The 18,616-nt window shown below is 70.5% G+C and carries 14 protein-coding genes and 1 pseudogene; 4 read left to right on the top strand and 11 right to left on the bottom strand.

Going from position 1 to position 18,616, the window contains the following annotated elements:
• Nucleotides 1–3 precede the first annotated feature (3 nt).
• The 7 genes and pseudogenes from eno to hisS form a co-directional block, all read right to left on the bottom strand.
• A complete protein-coding gene (eno, locus tag ACFJGV_RS04405; RefSeq protein ID WP_378147131.1) occupies nucleotides 4–1,284 on the bottom strand; it encodes a phosphopyruvate hydratase in 1,281 nt (426 codons plus the stop codon).
• 55 nt (nucleotides 1,285–1,339) lie between these two features.
• Nucleotides 1,340–1,939, bottom strand: coding sequence for a TetR family transcriptional regulator (locus ACFJGV_RS04410; protein ID WP_378147133.1), 600 nt, complete (start codon nucleotides 1,937–1,939; stop codon nucleotides 1,340–1,342).
• A 172-nt stretch (nucleotides 1,940–2,111) separates the two neighbouring features.
• A pseudogene (locus ACFJGV_RS04415) lies at nucleotides 2,112–2,405 on the bottom strand (MarR family winged helix-turn-helix transcriptional regulator); the annotation flags it as partial.
• On the bottom strand, nucleotides 2,402–4,075 hold the full coding sequence (locus tag ACFJGV_RS04420) for an MDR family MFS transporter (protein ID WP_378148625.1): 1,674 nt from the start codon (nucleotides 4,073–4,075) through the stop codon (nucleotides 2,402–2,404). The gene ACFJGV_RS04420 and the pseudogene ACFJGV_RS04415, both read right to left, overlap by 4 nt.
• A gap of 149 nt (nucleotides 4,076–4,224) precedes the next feature.
• A complete protein-coding gene (locus ACFJGV_RS04425) occupies nucleotides 4,225–5,466 on the bottom strand; it encodes an MFS transporter (RefSeq protein ID WP_378147135.1) in 1,242 nt (413 codons plus the stop codon).
• Complete coding sequence (locus tag ACFJGV_RS04430) at nucleotides 5,466–5,942, bottom strand: MarR family winged helix-turn-helix transcriptional regulator (protein ID WP_378147137.1); 477 nt, start codon at nucleotides 5,940–5,942, stop codon at nucleotides 5,466–5,468. The genes ACFJGV_RS04425 and ACFJGV_RS04430 overlap by 1 nt, the downstream gene beginning before the upstream one ends.
• Before the next feature lie 24 nt (nucleotides 5,943–5,966).
• Nucleotides 5,967–7,256 carry a histidine--tRNA ligase gene (gene hisS, locus ACFJGV_RS04435; RefSeq protein ID WP_378147138.1) on the bottom strand — a complete coding sequence of 430 codons (1,290 nt, stop codon included), beginning with the start codon at nucleotides 7,254–7,256 and terminating at the stop codon, nucleotides 5,967–5,969.
• An 89-nt stretch (nucleotides 7,257–7,345) separates the two neighbouring features.
• Between hisS and ACFJGV_RS04440 the strand changes: the two genes are divergently transcribed.
• On the top strand, nucleotides 7,346–8,272 hold the full coding sequence (locus ACFJGV_RS04440) for an ABC transporter ATP-binding protein (protein ID WP_378147140.1): 927 nt from the start codon (nucleotides 7,346–7,348) through the stop codon (nucleotides 8,270–8,272).
• Entirely contained in the window at nucleotides 8,269–9,321 is a 1,053-nt protein-coding gene (locus tag ACFJGV_RS04445) for an ABC transporter permease (protein WP_378147142.1), read from the top strand. Before ACFJGV_RS04440 ends, ACFJGV_RS04445 begins: the two co-directional genes overlap by 4 nt.
• A gap of 29 nt (nucleotides 9,322–9,350) precedes the next feature.
• Here the strand turns inward: ACFJGV_RS04445 and ACFJGV_RS04450 are convergent, their stop codons facing one another.
• Nucleotides 9,351–10,025: a MazG family protein gene (locus ACFJGV_RS04450; protein WP_378147143.1), complete on the bottom strand. Its 675-nt coding sequence runs from the start codon at nucleotides 10,023–10,025 to the stop codon at nucleotides 9,351–9,353.
• Nucleotides 10,026–10,129: 104 nt separating this feature from the next.
• On the opposite strand from ACFJGV_RS04450, the gene nhaA reads away from it, so the two are divergent.
• Nucleotides 10,130–11,314 carry a Na+/H+ antiporter NhaA gene (gene nhaA / locus ACFJGV_RS04455; RefSeq protein ID WP_378147145.1) on the top strand — a complete coding sequence of 395 codons (1,185 nt, stop codon included), beginning with the start codon at nucleotides 10,130–10,132 and terminating at the stop codon, nucleotides 11,312–11,314.
• Here nhaA and mfd read toward each other — a convergent pair.
• On the bottom strand, nucleotides 11,311–14,946 hold the full coding sequence (gene mfd / locus ACFJGV_RS04460; protein WP_378147147.1) for a transcription-repair coupling factor: 3,636 nt from the start codon (nucleotides 14,944–14,946) through the stop codon (nucleotides 11,311–11,313). The two genes, nhaA and mfd, sit on opposite strands and share 4 nt — an antisense overlap.
• A 95-nt stretch (nucleotides 14,947–15,041) precedes the next feature.
• Here mfd and ACFJGV_RS04465 point away from each other — a divergent pair, with 95 nt between their 5' ends.
• Nucleotides 15,042–17,021 carry a solute carrier family 23 protein gene (locus tag ACFJGV_RS04465; RefSeq protein WP_378147149.1) on the top strand — a complete coding sequence of 660 codons (1,980 nt, stop codon included), beginning with the start codon at nucleotides 15,042–15,044 and terminating at the stop codon, nucleotides 17,019–17,021.
• Nucleotides 17,022–17,095: 74 nt separating this feature from the next.
• On the opposite strand, the gene pth is transcribed toward ACFJGV_RS04465, so the two are convergent.
• Together pth and ACFJGV_RS04475 are read right to left on the bottom strand one after the other, a co-directional pair.
• The gene (pth, locus tag ACFJGV_RS04470; RefSeq protein WP_378147151.1) at nucleotides 17,096–17,683 is read right to left on the bottom strand and encodes an aminoacyl-tRNA hydrolase; all 588 of its coding nucleotides are present in this window, start codon (nucleotides 17,681–17,683) and stop codon (nucleotides 17,096–17,098) included.
• Between the two features lie 20 nt (nucleotides 17,684–17,703).
• Complete coding sequence (locus ACFJGV_RS04475) at nucleotides 17,704–18,318, bottom strand: 50S ribosomal protein L25/general stress protein Ctc (RefSeq protein ID WP_378147152.1); 615 nt, start codon at nucleotides 18,316–18,318, stop codon at nucleotides 17,704–17,706.
• Nucleotides 18,319–18,616: the final 298 nt, after the last annotated feature.

Consider the following 18,616-nt stretch of genomic DNA (forward strand, 5'->3'; position numbering starts at 1 on the left):
CTGCTAGGAGGCGAAACGGGGGAACGCGCTGCGACCGGCGTAGACGGCGGCCTCGGCGAGCTCCTCCTCGATCCTCAGCAGCTGATTGTACTTGGCGACGCGCTCGCTCCTGGCAGGCGCTCCGGTCTTGATCTGACCGGCATCGGTCGCCACGGCGAGGTCGGCGATCGTGGTGTCCTCGGTCTCGCCGGAGCGGTGGGAGAGGATCGCCGTGTAGCCGCTGCGCTGAGCGAGCGAGACCGCGTCGAGCGTCTCGGTGAGCGTGCCGATCTGGTTGACCTTCACCAGGATCGAGTTGCCCGCGTGCTTCGCGATGCCGTCGGCCAGGCGGGCCGGGTTGGTGACGAACAGGTCGTCGCCGACGAGCTGCACCTTCGACCCGAGCTCGGACGTGAGGTGGGCCCAGCCCTCCCAGTCGTCCTCGGCCAGGGGGTCCTCGATGGAGACCAGCGGGTAGTTCGCCACGAGGTCGGCGTAGTAGGCCGAGAGCTCCTGGGCGCTCCACTGCTTGCCCTCGAAGGAGTACGACCCGCCCTCGAAGAACTCGGTCGAGGCGACGTCGAGCGCGAGGGCGACGTCCTTGCCGGGGGTGAAGCCGGCCTGCGAGATGGCCTCGAGGATGAGGTCGAGCGCCTCGCGGTTGTGCGGCAGCTCGGGAGCGAAGCCGCCCTCGTCGCCGAGCCCGGTGTTGAGGCCCTTCGACTTCAGCAGCGACTTCAGCGAGTGGTAGGTCTCGACGCCCCAGCGGAGGGCCTCCGAGAAGGACTCGGCGCCCAGCGGGACGGCCATGAACTCCTGGATGTCGACGCCGGTGTCGGCGTGCGCGCCGCCGTTGACGATGTTCATGAGCGGGACGGGCAGCACGTGCGCGTTCGGTCCGCCGACGTAGCGGAACAGCGGCAGGTCGGCCGAGTCGGCCGCGGCGCGGGCGACGGCCAGCGAGACGCCGAGGATGGCGTTCGCACCGAGGCGCTTCTTGTTGTCGGTGCCGTCGAGGTCGATGAGGGCGGCGTCGACGAGGCGCTGGTCGGTGGCGTCGAAGCCCTCGATGGCGGGGCCGATCTCGTCGATGACCGCGTCGACGGCCTTCTCGACACCCTTGCCCAGGTAGCGCGACTTGTCGCCGTCGCGCAGCTCGTACGCCTCGAAGGCGCCGGTGGAGGCGCCGGACGGGACGGCGGCGCGGGAGACGACACCGTCGTCGAGGAGGACCTCCACCTCGACGGTCGGGTTGCCTCGCGAGTCGAGAATCTCTCTAGCGCCAACGGCTTCGATCAAGGCCACGGGATATCTCCTCAGATTCAGGCGTGCAGAGGGGCGCTGTGGCGCCCACCGCCTGTCAGTCTAGTGAGTCGTGGACGAGGCCACTCATGTCCTCCACCGTCCTGAGCAGCCAGTCGGCGAGGTCGACGGAGTCGCGCTCGGTCGGATCGTCCATCACCGCTCCGACCGCGGCGAACACGAGCGCGGTCGCGAGCCTGGCCCGTCGCTCCGTGGTGCGCTCGGCGACCAGCCCGGCGATCTGGCGCCGGACGTCGGCCATGAGCAGGAAGACGTCGCGCACGAGCTCGGGCCGTCGCACCAGCAGGTCGCGCAGCGCCTCGTGGCGACGCCGCTTCTCGGACGGCAGGTCGGTGAGTCCGGCCACCAGCCGGCACAGGTCCGGCACCAGGTCGTGCTCGCCGTCGCCGGCGAGGAACTCCGCCCTCGCCTCGGGGCTCACGACGAAGCCGTCGACGCCGATGATGGCCGAGACCTTGGACGGGAAGTAGTTGAAGAACGTGCGGCTCGAGACCCCCGCCTCGGAGCAGATCGCATCGACCGAGGTGTTCTCGACGCCGTTCTCGACCACGAGCCGCAGGGCGGCCTCGTGGATGGCCGTGCGCGTCTCGGTCTTCTTGCGCTCGCGCAGCGACGTGGTCGCGGGTCTGGCGCTCATCGGATCTCCTCCAGCCGCTCGGTGAACACGGTGAGCAGCTCGGCGAACCGCGACAGGTCGTCGTCCTCCCACCCCTCGAAGACGTCCTCGTAGGCCGCCCTCGCCTCCGCCCGCAGGCGCTCGAGTCGGTCGAGCGCCTGCGGGGTGGGGCGTACAGGTCGGCGCGCTTGTCGCTCGGATCGGGCGACGAGGTGACGAAACCGAGATCCTTCAGGATGCGGAGCTGCCGGCTGACCGCGCTCTTGTCCATCCCGATGTGGGCCACGATCGCCCCCGGCGGGGTGGGATGGTGGGCGGCGATGTACACCATGACCGAGTAGCCGGACGGCTGGATCTCCGGGGAGAAGGCCGTCGCGTTGCGGACGATCCCGGCGCGCACCGATCGCACGATGCGCGCCATGTCGTCCTCGACTCGGGCGAGGGAGTGTCGACGGTCGGTCACACCCTCCAGGGTAGGGGCTGTCATCGGCGTGGCCGCGAGCCTCCCTCACCGGAGCCCGGCGCGGTCGCTCCCGACGCGGAATCGGGAGCGTCGGAGGCTTCCGAGGTCTCTGCCGCCAGGTCGATCCCCCGGGTGTCGGCCGCGATCTCCGCGGCCGACACGGCGACGACCGTGTCCCGCTCCTGTGCGGCCAGCTTCTCCTGCGAGGTCTGTCGGCTGAGCGGCAGGTTCGGAAGGAGGGCGATGGCCACGATCGAGATGACCGCCAGCGGCGCCGCCAGGAGGAAGACGTCGCCCACCGCCTCGCCGTACGCCGACTCGATCAACGTCCGGAACGGGGCGGGCAGGGTGCTGAGGTCGGGGATCGTCCCGCTGCCGATGCCGCCCGCCTGAGACGGGTCGACGCCGAGGCCACGGAGCCCGTCGAGCACGAGGTCCTTGATCCGGCCGCCGAGCACGGCGCCCATGGCGCTCACGCCGATGGTGCCGCCGAGGCTGCGGAAGAACGCCACCGAGGCGCTCGCCGTGCCGATCTGGCGCGGGTCGACGGCGTTCTGCACGATGAGCACGAGGTTCTGCATCACCATGCCGACACCGGCGCCCATGACGAACATGTACACGAAGACCAGCAGGAAGCTCGTGTCGTAGCGGATCGTGCCCATGAGGGCGAGGCCGATGGTGAGCAGGATCGAGCCCGTCACCACGTACCGCTTCCACTTTCCGGTGCGGCTGATGACCTGCCCGATCACGACGCTCGAGATGAGCACGCCGGCGATCATCGGGATGGTGAGGAGCCCCGACTCGGTGGGCGTCTTGCCGCGGGCGAGCTGCATGTACTGACCGAGGAAGACGCTGGTGCCGAACATGGCCACACCGACCGAGATCGACGCGATGACGGCGAGCCAGAACGTGCGGTTCTTGAACAGCGTCATCGGGATGATCGGCTCCTTGGCACGGAGCTCGACCAGCACGGCGAGGCCGAGCAGCACGACGGCGCCCACGATCATGAGGACGCTCGTGGCCGAGCCCCACTCGAACTGGTTGCCCGCCAGGGTCACCCAGATCAGCAGCGTCGAGACGCCGGCGGCGATGAGCACGGCGCCGAGGTAGTCGATGGTGACCTTGCGGCGACGGGTGGGGATGTGGAGGGTCTTCTGCAGCAGGATGATCGCGACCACCGCGAACGGCACGGCGATGTAGAAGTTCCACCGCCATCCGGCCGAGTCGGTGATCACACCGCCCAGCAGCGGCCCGCCGACCGTGGCGACCGCCATGACGGCGCCGAGCAGGCCCATGTAGCGGCCGCGCTCACGCGGCGGGATGATGTCGGCCATCACGACCTGCACCAGGGCGGTGAGACCGCCGGCGCCGAGGCCTTGAAGCACGCGGAACGTGATGAGCATCTCGGTGTTCTGGGCGAGGCCCGCGAGCCCGGAGCCCACCACGAAGACCACGAGCGAGAGCTGGATGAGGAGCTTCCGGTTGGTGAGGTCGGCGAGCTTGCCCCAGATGGGCGTCGAGACGGTGGTGGCGAGCAGGGTCGATGTGACGACCCAGGTGTAGCCGGCCTGGTCGCCACCCAGGTCGGAGAGGATCTTGGGGAGCGAGCTCGACACGACGGTCGAGGCGAGCATCGCGACGAACATGCCGAGCAGCAGTCCGGACAGTGCTTCGAGCACCTGTCGGCGGCTCATGGCGCCCGGCGCGGTGTCCAGCGCGGGCTCTTGGGTTCTCAGTGACACGGTTCTCCTGCAGGAATTAGTTGACGACCGTCAACGATACGCCGATCATTGACGGCCGTCAACTAATTTCTGCAGAGACTGAAGAATTTCATGCGATGAAGCTAGAGGTCCTCGCCCTGCGTGATCGCCTCCGCCTCGGCGAGCCGATCAGGCGCCTCATGGTGATCGACGTGACGGATGTGACGACGGAACACCACCACGATGAGGGCCGCGACGACCACCGACCCCGCGGCGACGTAGAACGGCACGGACGCCCCCATCACACCGCCGATGAGCGAGGCGAGGGGCGGCGCGACGGCGCCGCCGATGAAGCGCACCGCGGAGTACGACGACGACGCCACCTGCCGCGGCAGATCGGTCGCCTGCATCACCGACTCCGTGAGCACCGTGTTCATCACGCCGAGCATCAGCCCGCCGATGACCACGCACGTGATCAGGGCGCCGGTGTTGCCGGTCGAGAGACCGGCGGCCACGAGGTCGAGTGCGAGCACGAACAGGGTGCCCCACAGCACGTGGGTCTTCGGGATGCGCCGGGTGAGCCACGGCGCCACCCAGACCGAGGTGATGGCCAGCGCCACACCCCATCCGAAGAAGGTGAACCCGAGCCCCATCTCATCCAGCGGGAGGACGTAGGGCGTGTAGGCGAGCAGGATGAAGAACCCGATGTTGTAGAACAGCGCGGTGATCGCGAATGTCGCCAACGCCGGGCGGCGGAGCGCGCGGAACGGCGCCGAGAGCGGGGTCGGTGTCGGCGGCGTCTCCGCATCCTTCTTCAGGAGCGTCGCGATGGCGATGAAGGCCACGGCCATGAGCACGGCGGTGCCGAAGAACGGTCCGCGCCAGCTCACCGAGCCGAGCAGCCCGCCGAGGAGCGGGCCGATCGCGATGCCGAGGCCGAGGGCGGCCTCGTACAGGATGATCGCCGACCCGGGGCCGCCACTGGCGGCACCCACGATCGTGGCGAGGGCGGTGGAGATGAACAGCGCGTTGCCGAGCCCCCATCCGGCCCGGAAGCCGATGACCGACTCGACGTTCTGGCTGAGGCCCGCGGCCAGGGCGAACACGACGATCATCGCGAGCCCGAAGAGCAGGGTGCGACGGGCGCCGATGCGGGTGGAGAGCCAGCTCGTGAAGAGCATCGCCACACCCGTGATCACCAGGTAGCTGGTGAACAGGAGGGATGTCTGGGTCTGGGTGGCCTGGAGGCCCTCGGCGATCGCCGGGAGGATGGGATCGACGAGCCCGATGCCCATGAAGGCGATCACGCAGGCGAAGGCCACCGCCCAGACGGCGAGGGGCTGGCGGAGCAGCGACGGCTTCTGCTCGACGGCGGTGGCCGCCATCAGGCCGCCCTCACGATGCTCTCCGCGCGGGCGTCGGTGCACTCGTGGATGAGGTCGACGGCCCGGGAGAGGGTGTCGACGTCGACCGGGCCGAGCTCCGAGAAGAGCGGAGCGAGCACGGACCCGACCTTGCGACGCCACTCGGCGAGGGCGACGACCCCCTTGGGGGCGAGCGCGATCTGCCAGGCGCGGGCGTCGTCGACGTCGGCGATCCGGCGGATCCACTCCGACTCGTTGAGGTTCGCCACGATCTTGGTCATCGTGGGCTGGCTGACGCGGTTCTGCTTGGCCAGCTGGCCGAGCCGCATCGGGCCGAAGGTGTCGAGCACGCTGAGCGTGCGCCAGACGGCGGGCGACGTGGTGTCGCCGGATGCCTGGGCTGCGAGACGGGTGAGGCGCTGCGTGACGGAGACGAGGTCTGAGAGCAGTGACTCGAGTTCTGGTTCCTGTGCGGAGAGTGTTAGTTCGTTAGTCACAACTAACAAGTATACATAGCTCGGCTATGCAAGTGGCTTGAGCTCCAGATCCGCGACGGACGAGGTGGTCTCCGAGACCTGAGCGAAGTGCGTGAAGCCCGCCGCGGCGGCGCGGTTCAGCAGGTTGCCGAGGTTCTTCGTGCGTCGCTCGAGCCTGACCCGGGAGGCGTCGTCGGCGACGAGCGCCGACTTCAGCGTCAGCAGACGCTCGGGCGCGACGTCCTTCCCGTGGACGAGCACGACAGCGGTGTGCTCCTCCCCCGCCTCGTCGGCGATGAGGTCGATGATGCGCTCGAAGCCGATCGAGAACCCGCAGGCCGGCACCTGCTCGCCCACGAAGCGGCCGATCATGCCGTCGTAGCGGCCCCCGCCGCCGAGCGAGAACGAGAACTCCGGGTGCTCGATCTCGAAGATGGTGCCCGTGTAGTAACCCATGCCGCGCACGAGGAACGGATCGAAGGTCAGCGAACCGACCACACCCGCCGCCGCGAGCGCCGAGCCGATGGCCGCGAGCTCGTCGACCGCGGCACGATCGACGCCGGCGGGGAGCACAGCGAGCATGGCCTCGGCGTCGAGCGGGACGTGCCCGCCGATGCCGCCCGCGAAGTGCGCCTCCACGGCATCGGCCGAGGCGGCCGAGACCCCGCGGTCGCGCAGCTCGGCGACGACCCCGGCCGGGCCGATCTTGTCGAGCTTGTCGAGGGTGATGAGCACGGGCGCCACCTCGCCCTCTCCGAAGCCGAAGACGGCGAGCATGGCGTTGAGGATGCGGCGGTCGTTGATCCGGACGCTGCAGCCCTCGAGCCCGAGCGCCTCGAGCGTGGCGAGGGTGGCGGCGATGAGCTCGACCTCGGCGAGGATGCCCTCCTCGCCGATGATGTCGATGTCGCACTGCACGAACTGGCGGTAGCGCCCCTTCTGCGGGCGCTCGGCGCGCCAGACGGGCGCGACCTGCACCGAACGGAACACCTGAGGCAGCTCGGCGCGGTGGGAGGCGTAGAAGCGGGCGAGCGGGACGGTGAGGTCGAAGCGCAGGCCGAGATCGGCGAGCGATTCGGCGTCGTCGGCCGCCGCGGCGGCCTCGAGGTCGGCCTGCGTCAGGCCGCGGCGCAGGAGGTTGAACGCCAGCTTCTCGTTGTCGCCCCCGAGTCCGGCGTGGAGGCGGTCGTAGTCCTCCACCACGGGTGTCTCGATCTCGTCGAAGCCGTGGGCGGCGTACACGCGGCGGATGACGCCCAGAGCGCGCTCGCGCTTGGCCTTCTCGTGCGGGAGGAAGTCGCGCATGCCGCGGGGTGGGACGACGGGGGAAGCCATGACCTCAAGGTTACCGATCGGCATGGGGAGCAATTGCTCACAGGGCTCCGTGACCCTTCGGCCCTATCGTGGAGGCGAGGGGGTTGTCCGTGAGCATCGTCGTCTCCGGCCTCGCACGCTCGTTCGGCGAGGTGCAGGCCGTCCGTCAGGTCTCGTTCGAGGCTGCACCCGGGCGCGTGACGGCCCTCATCGGGCCCAACGGGTCGGGCAAGACCACCCTCATGCTCATGCTCGCCACCCTGCTCCGCCCCGACGCGGGCTGGATGCGGGTGGCCGGTGTCGATCCTCTGGCCGACCCCCGCGCGGCGCGGCCGCTCATCGGCTGGATGCCGGATGCGCTCGGCTCCTGGAACAACCTCACGGTCCGCGCGGTGCTCGAGCTCTCGGCGCGCATGTACGGCCGCACCCGCCTCGACGCGGTCGAGCGCGCCGCCGTCGTGCTCTCCGCCGTCCGGCTCGACGAGCTGGCCGACCGCCCCACCCGGGTGCTCTCGCGCGGGCAGAAGCAGAAGCTCAGCCTCGCCCGGGCCCTCATCAACGACCCGGCCGTCCTCCTCCTCGACGAGCCCGCGTCGGGTCTGGATCCCGGTGCGCGCATCGAGCTGCGCGAGCTGGTGCTCGAGCTCGCCTCGCTCGGGCGCACGATCCTGATCTCGAGCCACGTCCTGGCCGAGCTCGATGAGATGGCCGACGACGCGGTCTACCTCGACCGCGGGGTCACCGCGAGCGCCGAGCGTGTGCTCGCCGCTCGCACCAGCGCCCGCGAGTGGCGCATCCGCGTGCTCGAGACCCCGGGGGCGGCCGACCTCGGCGGAGCGCTCGCCACGCTCGGCGTCCATCCGCAGCGGGTGCGGCGCGATGACCGCGACTGGCTCGTCCTCGTCGACACCGAGACCGATGCCGCCGCGCTCCTCGCCGATCTGGTCGGCGCCGGAGCCCGCATCACGTCCTTCGCACCCGCCGTGGGCGACCTCGAGCACACGCTCCTCGACATCCGTCAGCGAGGCATCGCATGAGCCGCTACCTCTCGGGCGTCTGGCTGATGCTCACCCTCGACCTCCGCCAGCGGGTGCGGAGCACGGCCTGGTACGTCATCCTCGGCGTCTACGCGGCCGTGCTGCTGGTCTTCTCCGTGGGCGCTGCGGCGACCGTGGCGGCCTGGGCGGGCGGCGGGGTGCTGTACTCCGTCGTGGTCTACTTCGTGCTCCTGCTCGCCACGCTCGTCTCGCCGGCCCTCAGCGGCACGGCCATCAACGGCGAGCGCGAGGCGGGCACCCTCGCCACGATCCAGGTCACGTCGATCACCACGGGCCAGATCGTGCTCGGCAAGTTCCTCGCCGCCTGGGCGACCTCGCTGGTGTTCCTCGCGGTGTCGGTCCCCTTCCTCATCCTCGGGCTGGCGTTCGGCGAGATCTCGCCGCTCACGGTGCTCTCCTCGACCCTCATCCTCGCTGCCGAGCTCGGCGTGCTGTCGGCGATCGGTGTGGGGCTCTCGGGGCTCATCCGCAAGCCGCTGTTCTCGGTGGTGGTCTCGTACCTTGTGATCGCGGGGCTCTCGATCGGGACGCTGCTGGTCTTCGGCATCGCGGGGACGCTGACGCAGACGCCGGTGAAGGTCACCACCATCGACTCGCAGTGGACGGTCGACCCCGACACGGGTGACTCGACCGCGGAGTGCGACGCCCCCGAGGTGCGCTACGAGTCGACCCCTCGCTACGACCTGTACTGGGGCTTCCTGGCCGCCAATCCCTACGTGGTGGTGGCCGACGCGTCGGCCCGAGACTTCGACGAGTACGGGACCCCGCGCGACGTGTTCGGCTTCATCGCCTCGGGCGTGCGCCTGGCGCAGCAGACGCCCGAGAGCGACGTGGTGCACGACTGGTGCCACAGCGACAGCGAGTTCACCCCGAGCATCACGGCCGAGGAGTCGCTGCGCACGGGGGCGCCCAGCTGGTTCATCGGTCTGATCCTGCAGGCCGCCGTGGGCGCGGGTGCGTTGGTGGGCGCGTGGCGCGCCACCAGGGCTCCTTCGGGTCGGATGGGTCGAGAGTCGCGGATCGCGTAGCTCAGGCGCCCTCCGCCTCGCCCAGCCCGTCAGGCGTCCGCGGCCGGTGTCTCCGCAGCCAGGATGTCGTCGCGCAGGCCGCGCAGCGCCGTGCGCAGGGCGCGCTCGGGGTCGAGGCCGCGGGCACGCGACGACGCGGTGAGCTGCAGCAGCAGAACGCCGAGCTCCTCCTCGTCGGCGGGCGACTCCACGACCGGCCCCGGGGCGGCCACACCCACCTTCTCGGCGCGCCCGAGCAGCTTGTCGGCGAGGGCGAGCGAGGGCATGCCCATCGGGATGCCGTCGAGCACGCTCGTGCGCGCGGGCTTCTCGCGCGCCTTCAGGTCGTCCCACACCGCCTCCACGTCGCTCGCCGTCTCCGCGTGCGCGTCGCCGAAGACGTGCGGATGCCGGCCGACCATCTTCGCGGTCATGTGCGCGGCGACGTCCTGCAGGTCGAACGCCTCCCCCGGCGTGGCCGCGGCGATGTCGGCGTGGAACAGCACCTGGTAGAGCACGTCGCCGAGCTCCTCCAGCATGGCGTCGCGGTCGCCGGTCTCGATGGCGTCGATGAGCTCGTGGGTCTCCTCGACGAGGTAGCGGACGAGCGATTCGTGCGTCTGATCGGCGTCCCACGGACATCCGCCGGGTGGCCGGAGCACGTGCACCACCTCGATGAGCTCGTCGAGTCGGGTGGGTCCGTCCGTCGTCGCATCCTCGATCACAGACCCCACCCTAGGTGCCCGGTAGACTGGGATGCGGTGAGCCGGGAAGTCTGGTCGGCACGGGGGCGCAGTGCGCCCGCGCCGCCCTCCCCAGATCGGACCTCATGAGCGTCATCCGTTCCGAGCGCAACGCCGCCGTCCTCCTGCTCCTCGCCGCCGTGCTCGGCCTCGTCCTGGCCAACAGCGCCGCGGGGCCTTTCCTCCTCGACGCGAAGGCCGCGCACCTCGACCTGCCCGCGCTCGGCATCGAGCTGTCGATCGGTCACTGGATCAGCGACGGGCTGCTCGCCGTGTTCTTCTTCATCGTCGCGATCGAGCTGAAGCACGAGCTGACCGAGGGGTCGCTCGACTCGTTCTCGAAGGCCGTCGTGCCCGGCATCGCCGCGATCGGCGGCATCGCCGTGCCCGCGGTCGTGTTCCTCGGCGTCGTGGGCGCGACGGGCGGCTTCGGCGAGGGTCTCGCGAACGGCTGGCCGGTGCCGACGGCGACCGACATCGCCTTCGCACTCGGCGTGCTCGCGACCTTCGGACGCAGCCTGCCCTCCGGCGTCCGGGTGTTCCTGTTGGCCCTCGCGGTGCTCGACGACCTGGTCGCGATCCTCATCATCGCGCTGTTCTTCACCTCGAGCATCGACCTGGTGGCGCTCGTCGGCGCCGCGGTCGGCGTGATCGTCTTCGCCCTCCTGGGCGTGCTGCTGAAGCGCGGCCGGATGCGCGGACCGCTCATCCTCCTCATGGTCGCGGTCGCCCTGCTGGTCTGGTGGGCGGTGCTGCAGTCGGGCATCCATGCCACCATCGCCGGCGTGGCGCTCGGGCTCGTCCTGCCCCAGCGCCAGGGCTCCCGGGCCGCGCACGTGCTCGAACCGTTCTCGAACGGGCTCGTCCTGCCGCTGTTCGCGTTCTCGGCCGCCCTGGTGGCGATCCCGCAGGTGAGCGTCGGCGAGCTGAGCCCGGCGTTCTGGGGCATCCTCGTCGCGCTGCCCGTGGGCAAGCTGCTCGGCATCACGGCGGCCGGGTGGCTCGGCCAGCGGATCGTGCTCCGCCCGTCCCGAGGCGCCGCCGTCGAGGAGCGGCTCCCCCTCCGCGACCTGCTCACCGTCGGGCTGCTCGGCGGCATCGGGTTCACGGTGTCGCTGCTCATGAACGAGCTCGCGTTCCGCGACAGCGCCGAGGTGATCGATGAGGGCACCCTCGCCGTACTGCTCGGCTCGGGCCTCTCGATCGTCGCCGCCGCGAGCGTGCTCGCGGCGCGCTCCGCCCGCTCCCGGAGGCGCGCCCGCGTGGCCTAGGCCGAGGGGGTCGTGGCCGACGCCGGAGCAGACGACGTCGAGGCCACCGCGGGCGCGAAGATCGTGTCGATCAGGTTCGAGACCCACTCGATGAGCTCCGCATCGGCCAGCGGCGACCCGTTGACGACGGGCATGGGCACCGAGACCGAGTTCGTCGCCGCGAAGTGCTTCGCCGCCGGGTACATGCGGCGCAGCCGCACCTGGAGCGACTCGGGCAGGTCGGCCGGGGCCACCCGCAGGTTCGAGCCCATCGCCACGACCTCGCCGAGATTCGCCTTCTGCGCCATCCGTCGCAGCCGCGAGACGGCGACGAGGTTGACCACCGGCTCGGGCAGAGGGCCGTAGCGGTCGATGAGCTCCTCGACCACGCGGTCGATGGTGTCGTCGGAGGCGGTCGGCGCACTGGCCGTCGACATCTTCTGGTAGGCCTCGAGACGCAGCCGTTCGCTGTCGACGTACTCCTCGGGGATGTGCGCGTCGACCGGCAGCTCGAGACGCAGCTCGGTCTGCCCCTCCGCCACGTCGCCGCGGAACGTCGACACCGCCTCGCCGATCATGCGCAGGTAGAGGTCGAACCCGACGCCCGCGATGTGACCGGCCTGCTCGCCGCCGAGCAGGTTGCCCGCACCGCGGATCTCGAGGTCCTTCAGCGCGACCTGGATGCCGCTGCCGAGGTCGTTGTTGGCCGCCAGTGTGGAGAGGCGATCGTTCGCGGTCTCGGACAGCGGCTTGTTCTCATCCCACAGCAGGTAGGCGTAGGCGCGCTCACGACCGCGGCCCACACGACCGCGCAGCTGGTGCAGCTGGCTGAGGCCGAACTTGTCGGCCCGATCGACGATGAGGGTGTTGGCGTTGGCGATGTCGATGCCCGTCTCGATGATCGTCGTCGACACGAGCACGTCGAACTTGCGCTCCCAGAAGTCGACGATCACCTGCTCGAGCTGGTGCTCGTTCATCTTCCCGTGCGCCACCGCGACGCGCGCCTCGGGCACGAGCTCGGCGAGGTTCGCCGCCACCCGTCCGATCGACTGCACCCGGTTGTGCACGAAGAACACCTGACCCTCGCGCAGCAGCTCGCGGCGGATGGCCGCGGCGACCTGCTTGTCGGAGTACGGCCCGACGAAGGTGAGGATGGGATGCCGGTCCTCCGGCGGGGTGGCGAGGGTCGACATCTCGCGGATGCCGGTCACCGCCATCTCGAGTGTGCGCGGGATGGGGGTGGCGCTCATCGCGAGGATGTCGACGTTCGTCTTGAGCTTCTTGAGCGCATCCTTGTGCTCGACGCCGAAGCGCTGCTCCTCGTCGATGATGACGAGCCCGAGGTCTTTGAAGACCACGTTGTCGGTGAGGATGCGGTGGGTGCCGATGACGACGTCGACCGTGCCGTCAGCCAGGCCCGCGACCGTCTCGCGGACCTCCTTGTCGGTCTGGAACCGGCTCATCGCCCTCAGGTGCACGGGGAAGCCGGCGAAGCGCTCCTGGAACGTCTCGAGGTGCTGGCGCACGAGCAGCGTCGTAGGCACGAGCATGGCGACCTGCTTGCCGTCCTGCACCGCCTTGAACGCGGCGCGCACGGCGATCTCGGTCTTGCCGAACCCGACGTCGCCCGAGAGGAGGCGATCCATGGGGATGGGCCGCTCCATGTCGGCCTTCACCTCGTCGATCACGGTGAGCTGGTCGGGCGTCTCGGCGAACGGGAACGCCTCCTCCAGCTCGCGCTGCCATGGGGTGTCGGGGCCGAACGCGTGGCCCTTCGACGCCATGCGCGCCGAGTAGAGCTTTACCAGCTCGACGGCGATGTCGCGGACCGCCTTGCGGGCCTTGCCCTTCGCGGCCGACCAGTCGCTCCCGCCCATCTTCGACAGGCTCGGCGCCTCGCCGCCGACGTACCGGGACAGCTGGTCGAGCTGATCGGTGGGCACGTACAGCTTGTCGCCCGGGTATCCGCGCTTCGACGGCGCGTACTCGAGCACGAGGTACTCGCGGGTGGTCTTCACGGCGTGACGGCCGCCGCTCGAGACCTGGCGCTGGGTGAGCTCGAGGAACTTGCCGATGCCGTGGGTCTCGTGCACCACGAAGTCGCCGGTCTTCAGCTGCATCGGGTCGACGACGTTCTTGCGCCTCGACGCCAGCTTCTTCACCTGGCGGGCCTCGTAGCCCACCGTGCGGCCGTAGAACTCGGTCTCGCTGAGAAGCGCGAGGCGGTCGGCGGGCAGCTCGAAGCCGCGCTCGACCGCCGCGCGCACGACGTAGACGCTGCCCGCCTCGGGCTCGTCGGGCACGTCGTCGACCGCGACCGCGGCGACACCCTGCTCGGCGAGCACGTCGACGGCGCGCTCGACGAGCCCCTGGCCGACCGCGGCGACGACGACCGTCCAGCCCTCCTTCGTGCGCTGGGCGACGTGGTCGATCGCCCCGTCGACGTTGCCGTGGAAGCTCGGCACCGTCTCGCCGTCGAGCCGCACCGTGAGGTGCTCCTCGAGCTCACGGTGCTCGGGCAGCACCTCGTCGGGACCCTGCTGGAACTCGCTCACCGTCCACCACGCGCGGTCGACGCCGGCGGCGTCGCGCAGCTGGTTGAGCGAGAGGAACTCGCCCGCGGCGAGGTCGATGGGCGCCTGGGCGCCGGCCGTGGCCGCCAGCCAGGCGGCGGAGAGGAACTCGCGGTTGGTCTCGGCGAGCGAGATCGAGCGGGTGGCCACCCGCTCGGGCGAGAGCACCGCGATCGCGGACCGCGCCGGCAGGTAGTGCGTGAGCGGCACCAGGCGGTCGACGAGGGCGGGCGCCAACGACTCCATGCCCTCGACCGGGATGCCCTCGGCGATCTTCTCGAGCATGCCGGCGAGGCTCGGGAACTCGTGCTGCATCTCGCGCGCACGCTGGCGCACGGCATCGCCGAGGAGCAGCTCGCGGCTCGGCGCCAGCACGACCTCCGCCACCGCGTCGGGCAGCGACCGCTGGTCGGCCACCGAGAAGGCGCGCATCTCATCGACCTCGTCGCCGAAGAAGTCGATGCGGTACGGGTGCTCCGCCGTGGGCGGGAAGACGTCGAGGATGCCGCCGCGCACCGCGAACTCGCCGCGGCGGGTGACCATGTCGACCCGCAGGTAGGCGAGCGCCACGAGCTGCTCGGAGATCGACGCGAGGTCGTACCCGCGCGACCCCATGGCGAGGCGGATGGGCTCGAGGTCGGCCAGGTCGTCGGCGATGGGCTGCAGCGCGGCGCGCACCGAGGCGACCACCACGAGAGGCGCCGGATGCTCGCCGCGCTCGTGCGCATCCGCCCAGTCGCGCAGGCGCCGGAGCGCCTCGATGCGGCGGCCGACGATCTCGGGGCTGGGGCTCAACCGCTCGTGCGGGAGGGTCTCCCACGCGGGGAACTCGACCACGTCGGAGTGCGGCGCGTACGACGCCAGGGCCGCCCGGACCGCCTCCGACTCGCGGCCGGTGGCCGTGACCACGAGCAGCGCCTGCGGGAGGTCGAGCTCGGCGCGCCGCTCGAGGAGACCGGCGAGGAGCGGAACCCGGAGGCCCTCAGGGGCCGAGAAGTCGGTGGCACGACCGGCGTTGCCGAGGGCCCGTTCGAACACGGAGGCGCGCGTGAGCGCATGCGTCAAGCCCTGAAGGATCACTCGTCCGATTCTACCCGCGGCCTCCGACAGCGCGGCCGGGTCGGCCTCCGCCGTCGGCGTACGCCGTGCCCCATCCGGTCGTGCAGACTCTTCTGGTGAGCTCCACCACCACACGTCGCCGTCACGCCGTCGATGAGGTCCTTCCCGTTCCCAAGCTCGCCGCCTACGGGTTCCAGCACGTGCTGGCCTTCTACGCCGGCGCGGTGCTCGTCCCCATCCTGGTCGCGAACGCGCTGGGGCTGAGCACCGAGCAGCTGATCCACCTGATCAACGCCGACCTGTTCACCTGCGGGATCGCGTCGATCATCCAGTCAGTCGGGTTCGGGCGCCGGTGGTTCCGCTTCGGCGTGAAGCTCCCCCTGCTGCAGGGCGTGACGTTCACCGCGGTCTCGCCCATGATCGCCATCGGGACGGCCGTGATGGCGGGCGGCGGCACCTCCATCGACGGGCTGCTCACGATCTACGGCTCGGTCATCGTCGCAGGGCTCGTCACCATCGCGCTCGCCCCCGTGTTCGTGAAGCTGCTGCGCTTCTTCCCGCCGGTCGTCACCGGGTCGATCATCCTCATCATCGGCATCGCCCTCATCCCCGTCGCGGCCGGCGACATCACGTACGGCGCGATCGGGGGCACCAACGGCGTGGTCGTCGACGCGTCGGGCTCCACCGTGCCCACCGCCCCGCTCGACTACGGCCTGGCCAACGGCGGGCTGCTCCTGCAGAACCTGGCCTACGCGTTCGGCACGCTCGCGCTCATCCTCGCGGTGCAGCGGATCTTCCGCGGGTTCCTGCAGACGGTCGCGGTGCTGATCGGGCTGGTGCTCGGCACGCTCGTCGCGTTCCTCCTCGGCGACGCCTCCTTCGAGGCCGTCGGATCGTCGCCGTGGTTCGGGCTCGTGACGCCGTTCTCGTTCGGGGTGCCGCAGTTCTCGATCACGGCGATCCTGTCGATGATCGTCGTGATGCTCATCACCATGGTCGAGACCACCGGCGACACCTACGCCACCGGCGAGATCGTGGGCAAGCGCATCCGGCCGGCCGACATCGCGGCCGCCATCCGCGCCGACGGGCTCGCGACGACGCTCGGCGGCGTCTTCAACTCGTTCCCGTACACGGCGTTCGCCGAGAACGTCGGGCTCGTGCGTCTGACGCAGGTGCGGTCTCGATGGGTGGTGACGGCCGCGGGCGTGATCATGATCGTGCTCGGGCTGTTCCCGAAGGCGGCGGCGCTCGTCGCGGGCATCCCGCATCCGGTGCTCGGCGGAGCGGCGCTGGCGCTCTTCGGCGCGGTCGCGGTCGCCGGCGTGCAGACGCTGCAGAAGGTCGACTTCAGCGACCACCGCAACTCGATCATCGTGGGCACGACGCTCGGGCTCGCCGGGCTCGTCACCGCGTACGGCGCCATCGCCTCGGCGTTCCCGTCGTGGGCGACGATCTTCTTCGGATCCGGCATCACCCTGGGTGCGATCGCCGCCATCCTGCTCAACCTGCTGTTCTTCCACACCGGCGGTCGGGGATCCGGTGTGGCCGGGCGCCCGGGCGCCGACCTCGTCACGCTCGATGAGGTCAACCGGATGGACGAGGCCGCCTTCGCGCGCACCTTCGGGTCGATGGTGAACGACTCCCCCTGGGTCGTGGCCGCGGCGTACGCGCGGCGTCCCTTTGCCGACACCACGGCGCTGCGCGCGGCGTTCCAGGACGCGATCCTCGGCGGATCCTCCGACCAGCAGCTCGAGCTGCTGCGCTCCTTCCCCGACCTCGGGAACGCCGACGACAGCGCGCACGCCTACGTCCGAGAGCACTCCGAGGGCGGCATCGACGCGCTCACCGACGAGGACCTCGACGACACCATCGCCCTGTCTCGGGCCTACCGCGCCCGCTTCGGGTTCCCCCTCATCGTCAGCGCACGCGACGTCGACCGCTACGAGCGCGTCGTCGGCGCGGGCCGCGCCCGCCTCGCGAACGCCGAGGCCGCCGAGCGCGCCACGGCCCTCCTCGAGGTCTCGAAGGTGTTCACCCACCGCTTCGAGGACGCCGTCGCCGACGCCAACCCCTTGTCCACCCCCTTCAACCCCTGAGCTCCGCTCGTCGGGCACGGGCTGCGCGCCGGTCCGCAGGGCGGCATTCACCCGGGCGGCGGACGAGGCCGGGGCTACGCGCGAGGAGAGTGGACCTGCTGCTGGGCGGCGGTGAGGCCGCGCTCGGCGATGAGCTCGACGGCGTCGGCGGCGTCGGCGATGAGGTTCGGGAGCGCCTCGCGCTCCTCCTTCGAGAAGGGCTTCAGCACGAAGTCGGCGGCCTGCATCCTGCCCGGAGGCCTGCCGATGCCGGTGCGCACGCGGAGGAAGTCGGGGGTGCCGGTGGCGGCGATGATGTCGCGCAGGCCGTTGTGGCCGCCGTGGCCGCCGCCCTGCTTGAGTCGCACATCGTCGAAGGGGATGTCGAGCTCATCGTGCACCACGATCACGTGGTCGGCGGGGATGCCGTAGAACTGCGCGAGACCGTTCACGGGGCCGCCGGAGACGTTCATGTACGTCAGCGGCTTCGCGAGCACGAAGCGGGGGCCGCCGGGGACGAGTCGTCCCTCGGCGACCACCGCGTTCGCGCGATGCCGCTTGAAGCTCGCGCGCATGCGCGTCGCGAGCTCGTCGACCACCATCTGGCCGATGTTGTGACGGGTGGCGGCGTAGTCGGGCCCGGGGTTGCCGAGCCCGACCACGAGCCAGGGTGCGTCCGTCACGGGGGTGGTACCGGGAGGTGCTACTCGGCGCTCTCGTCGGACGAGGCGGCCTCGCCCTCCGCGGCCTCGGCGTTCTCCTCCGACTCGGTCGCGGCCGGGATGGTGATGCCGACGACGACGAGCTCGGGGTCGGAGACCAGCGTGGCGCCGGAGGGGAGCTCGACGTCCTTCGCGTGGATGAGGGTGCCCTCCTCGAGGCCCTCGATCGAGACGACGAAGCGCTCGGGGATGTGGGTGGCCTCGACCTCGACGGCGATCGTGCTGGTGTCCTGCGTCGCGATGGTGCCGGAGTACGACTCGCCCTCGAGGATGATCGGGACCTCGACCTCGACCTTCTCGCCGCGGCGCACGACGATGAGGTCGATGTGCTCGATGATCTGGAGCACCGGGTCCTTCTGCACGTCCTTCACGAGGGCGAGCTGCTCCTTGCCCTCGATCGAGAGCTCGAGCACGGCGTTCGCCTTGCGGAGGATGAGGGAGACCTGGTGGCCGGGCAGCGTGACGTGCTGCGGGTCGGTGCCGTGGCCGTAGATGACCGCGGGGATCTTGTGAGCGGCACGGATGCGGCGGGCTGCGCCCTTGCCGAACTCGGTGCGGGGCTCTGCGACGACGTGGGTGTCTTCCTGGGTTGCCATGGTTCTGCTCCTTCGCGAGCCAGGCCGGCCCGCATGATGGTGTCTTGTTCAACTCGACCGCGTGAGCGGGAGGGAAGGCATGCCGGCCGAAACCCACCGCGTCGATCACGGCCACCGCGCATGCGCGACGGCCCTCGCCGAGGTCAGTCGTCCATGCTACAGCACGAGGGCAGGGCGACTCGCCACGTCACATCCGGCACCCAGCATCGACACCTGTCGTTCACCGCTCGTCCTGTCGCAGGTCATGTCGCCTCCCTAGCGTCGGCGGCGTTTGTCCCCTCGAGGGGTCACGCCCGGT

It is taken from the genome of Cnuibacter sp. UC19_7 (assembly GCF_042699995.1).
GTDB lineage: Bacteria > Actinomycetota > Actinomycetes > Actinomycetales > Microbacteriaceae > Cnuibacter.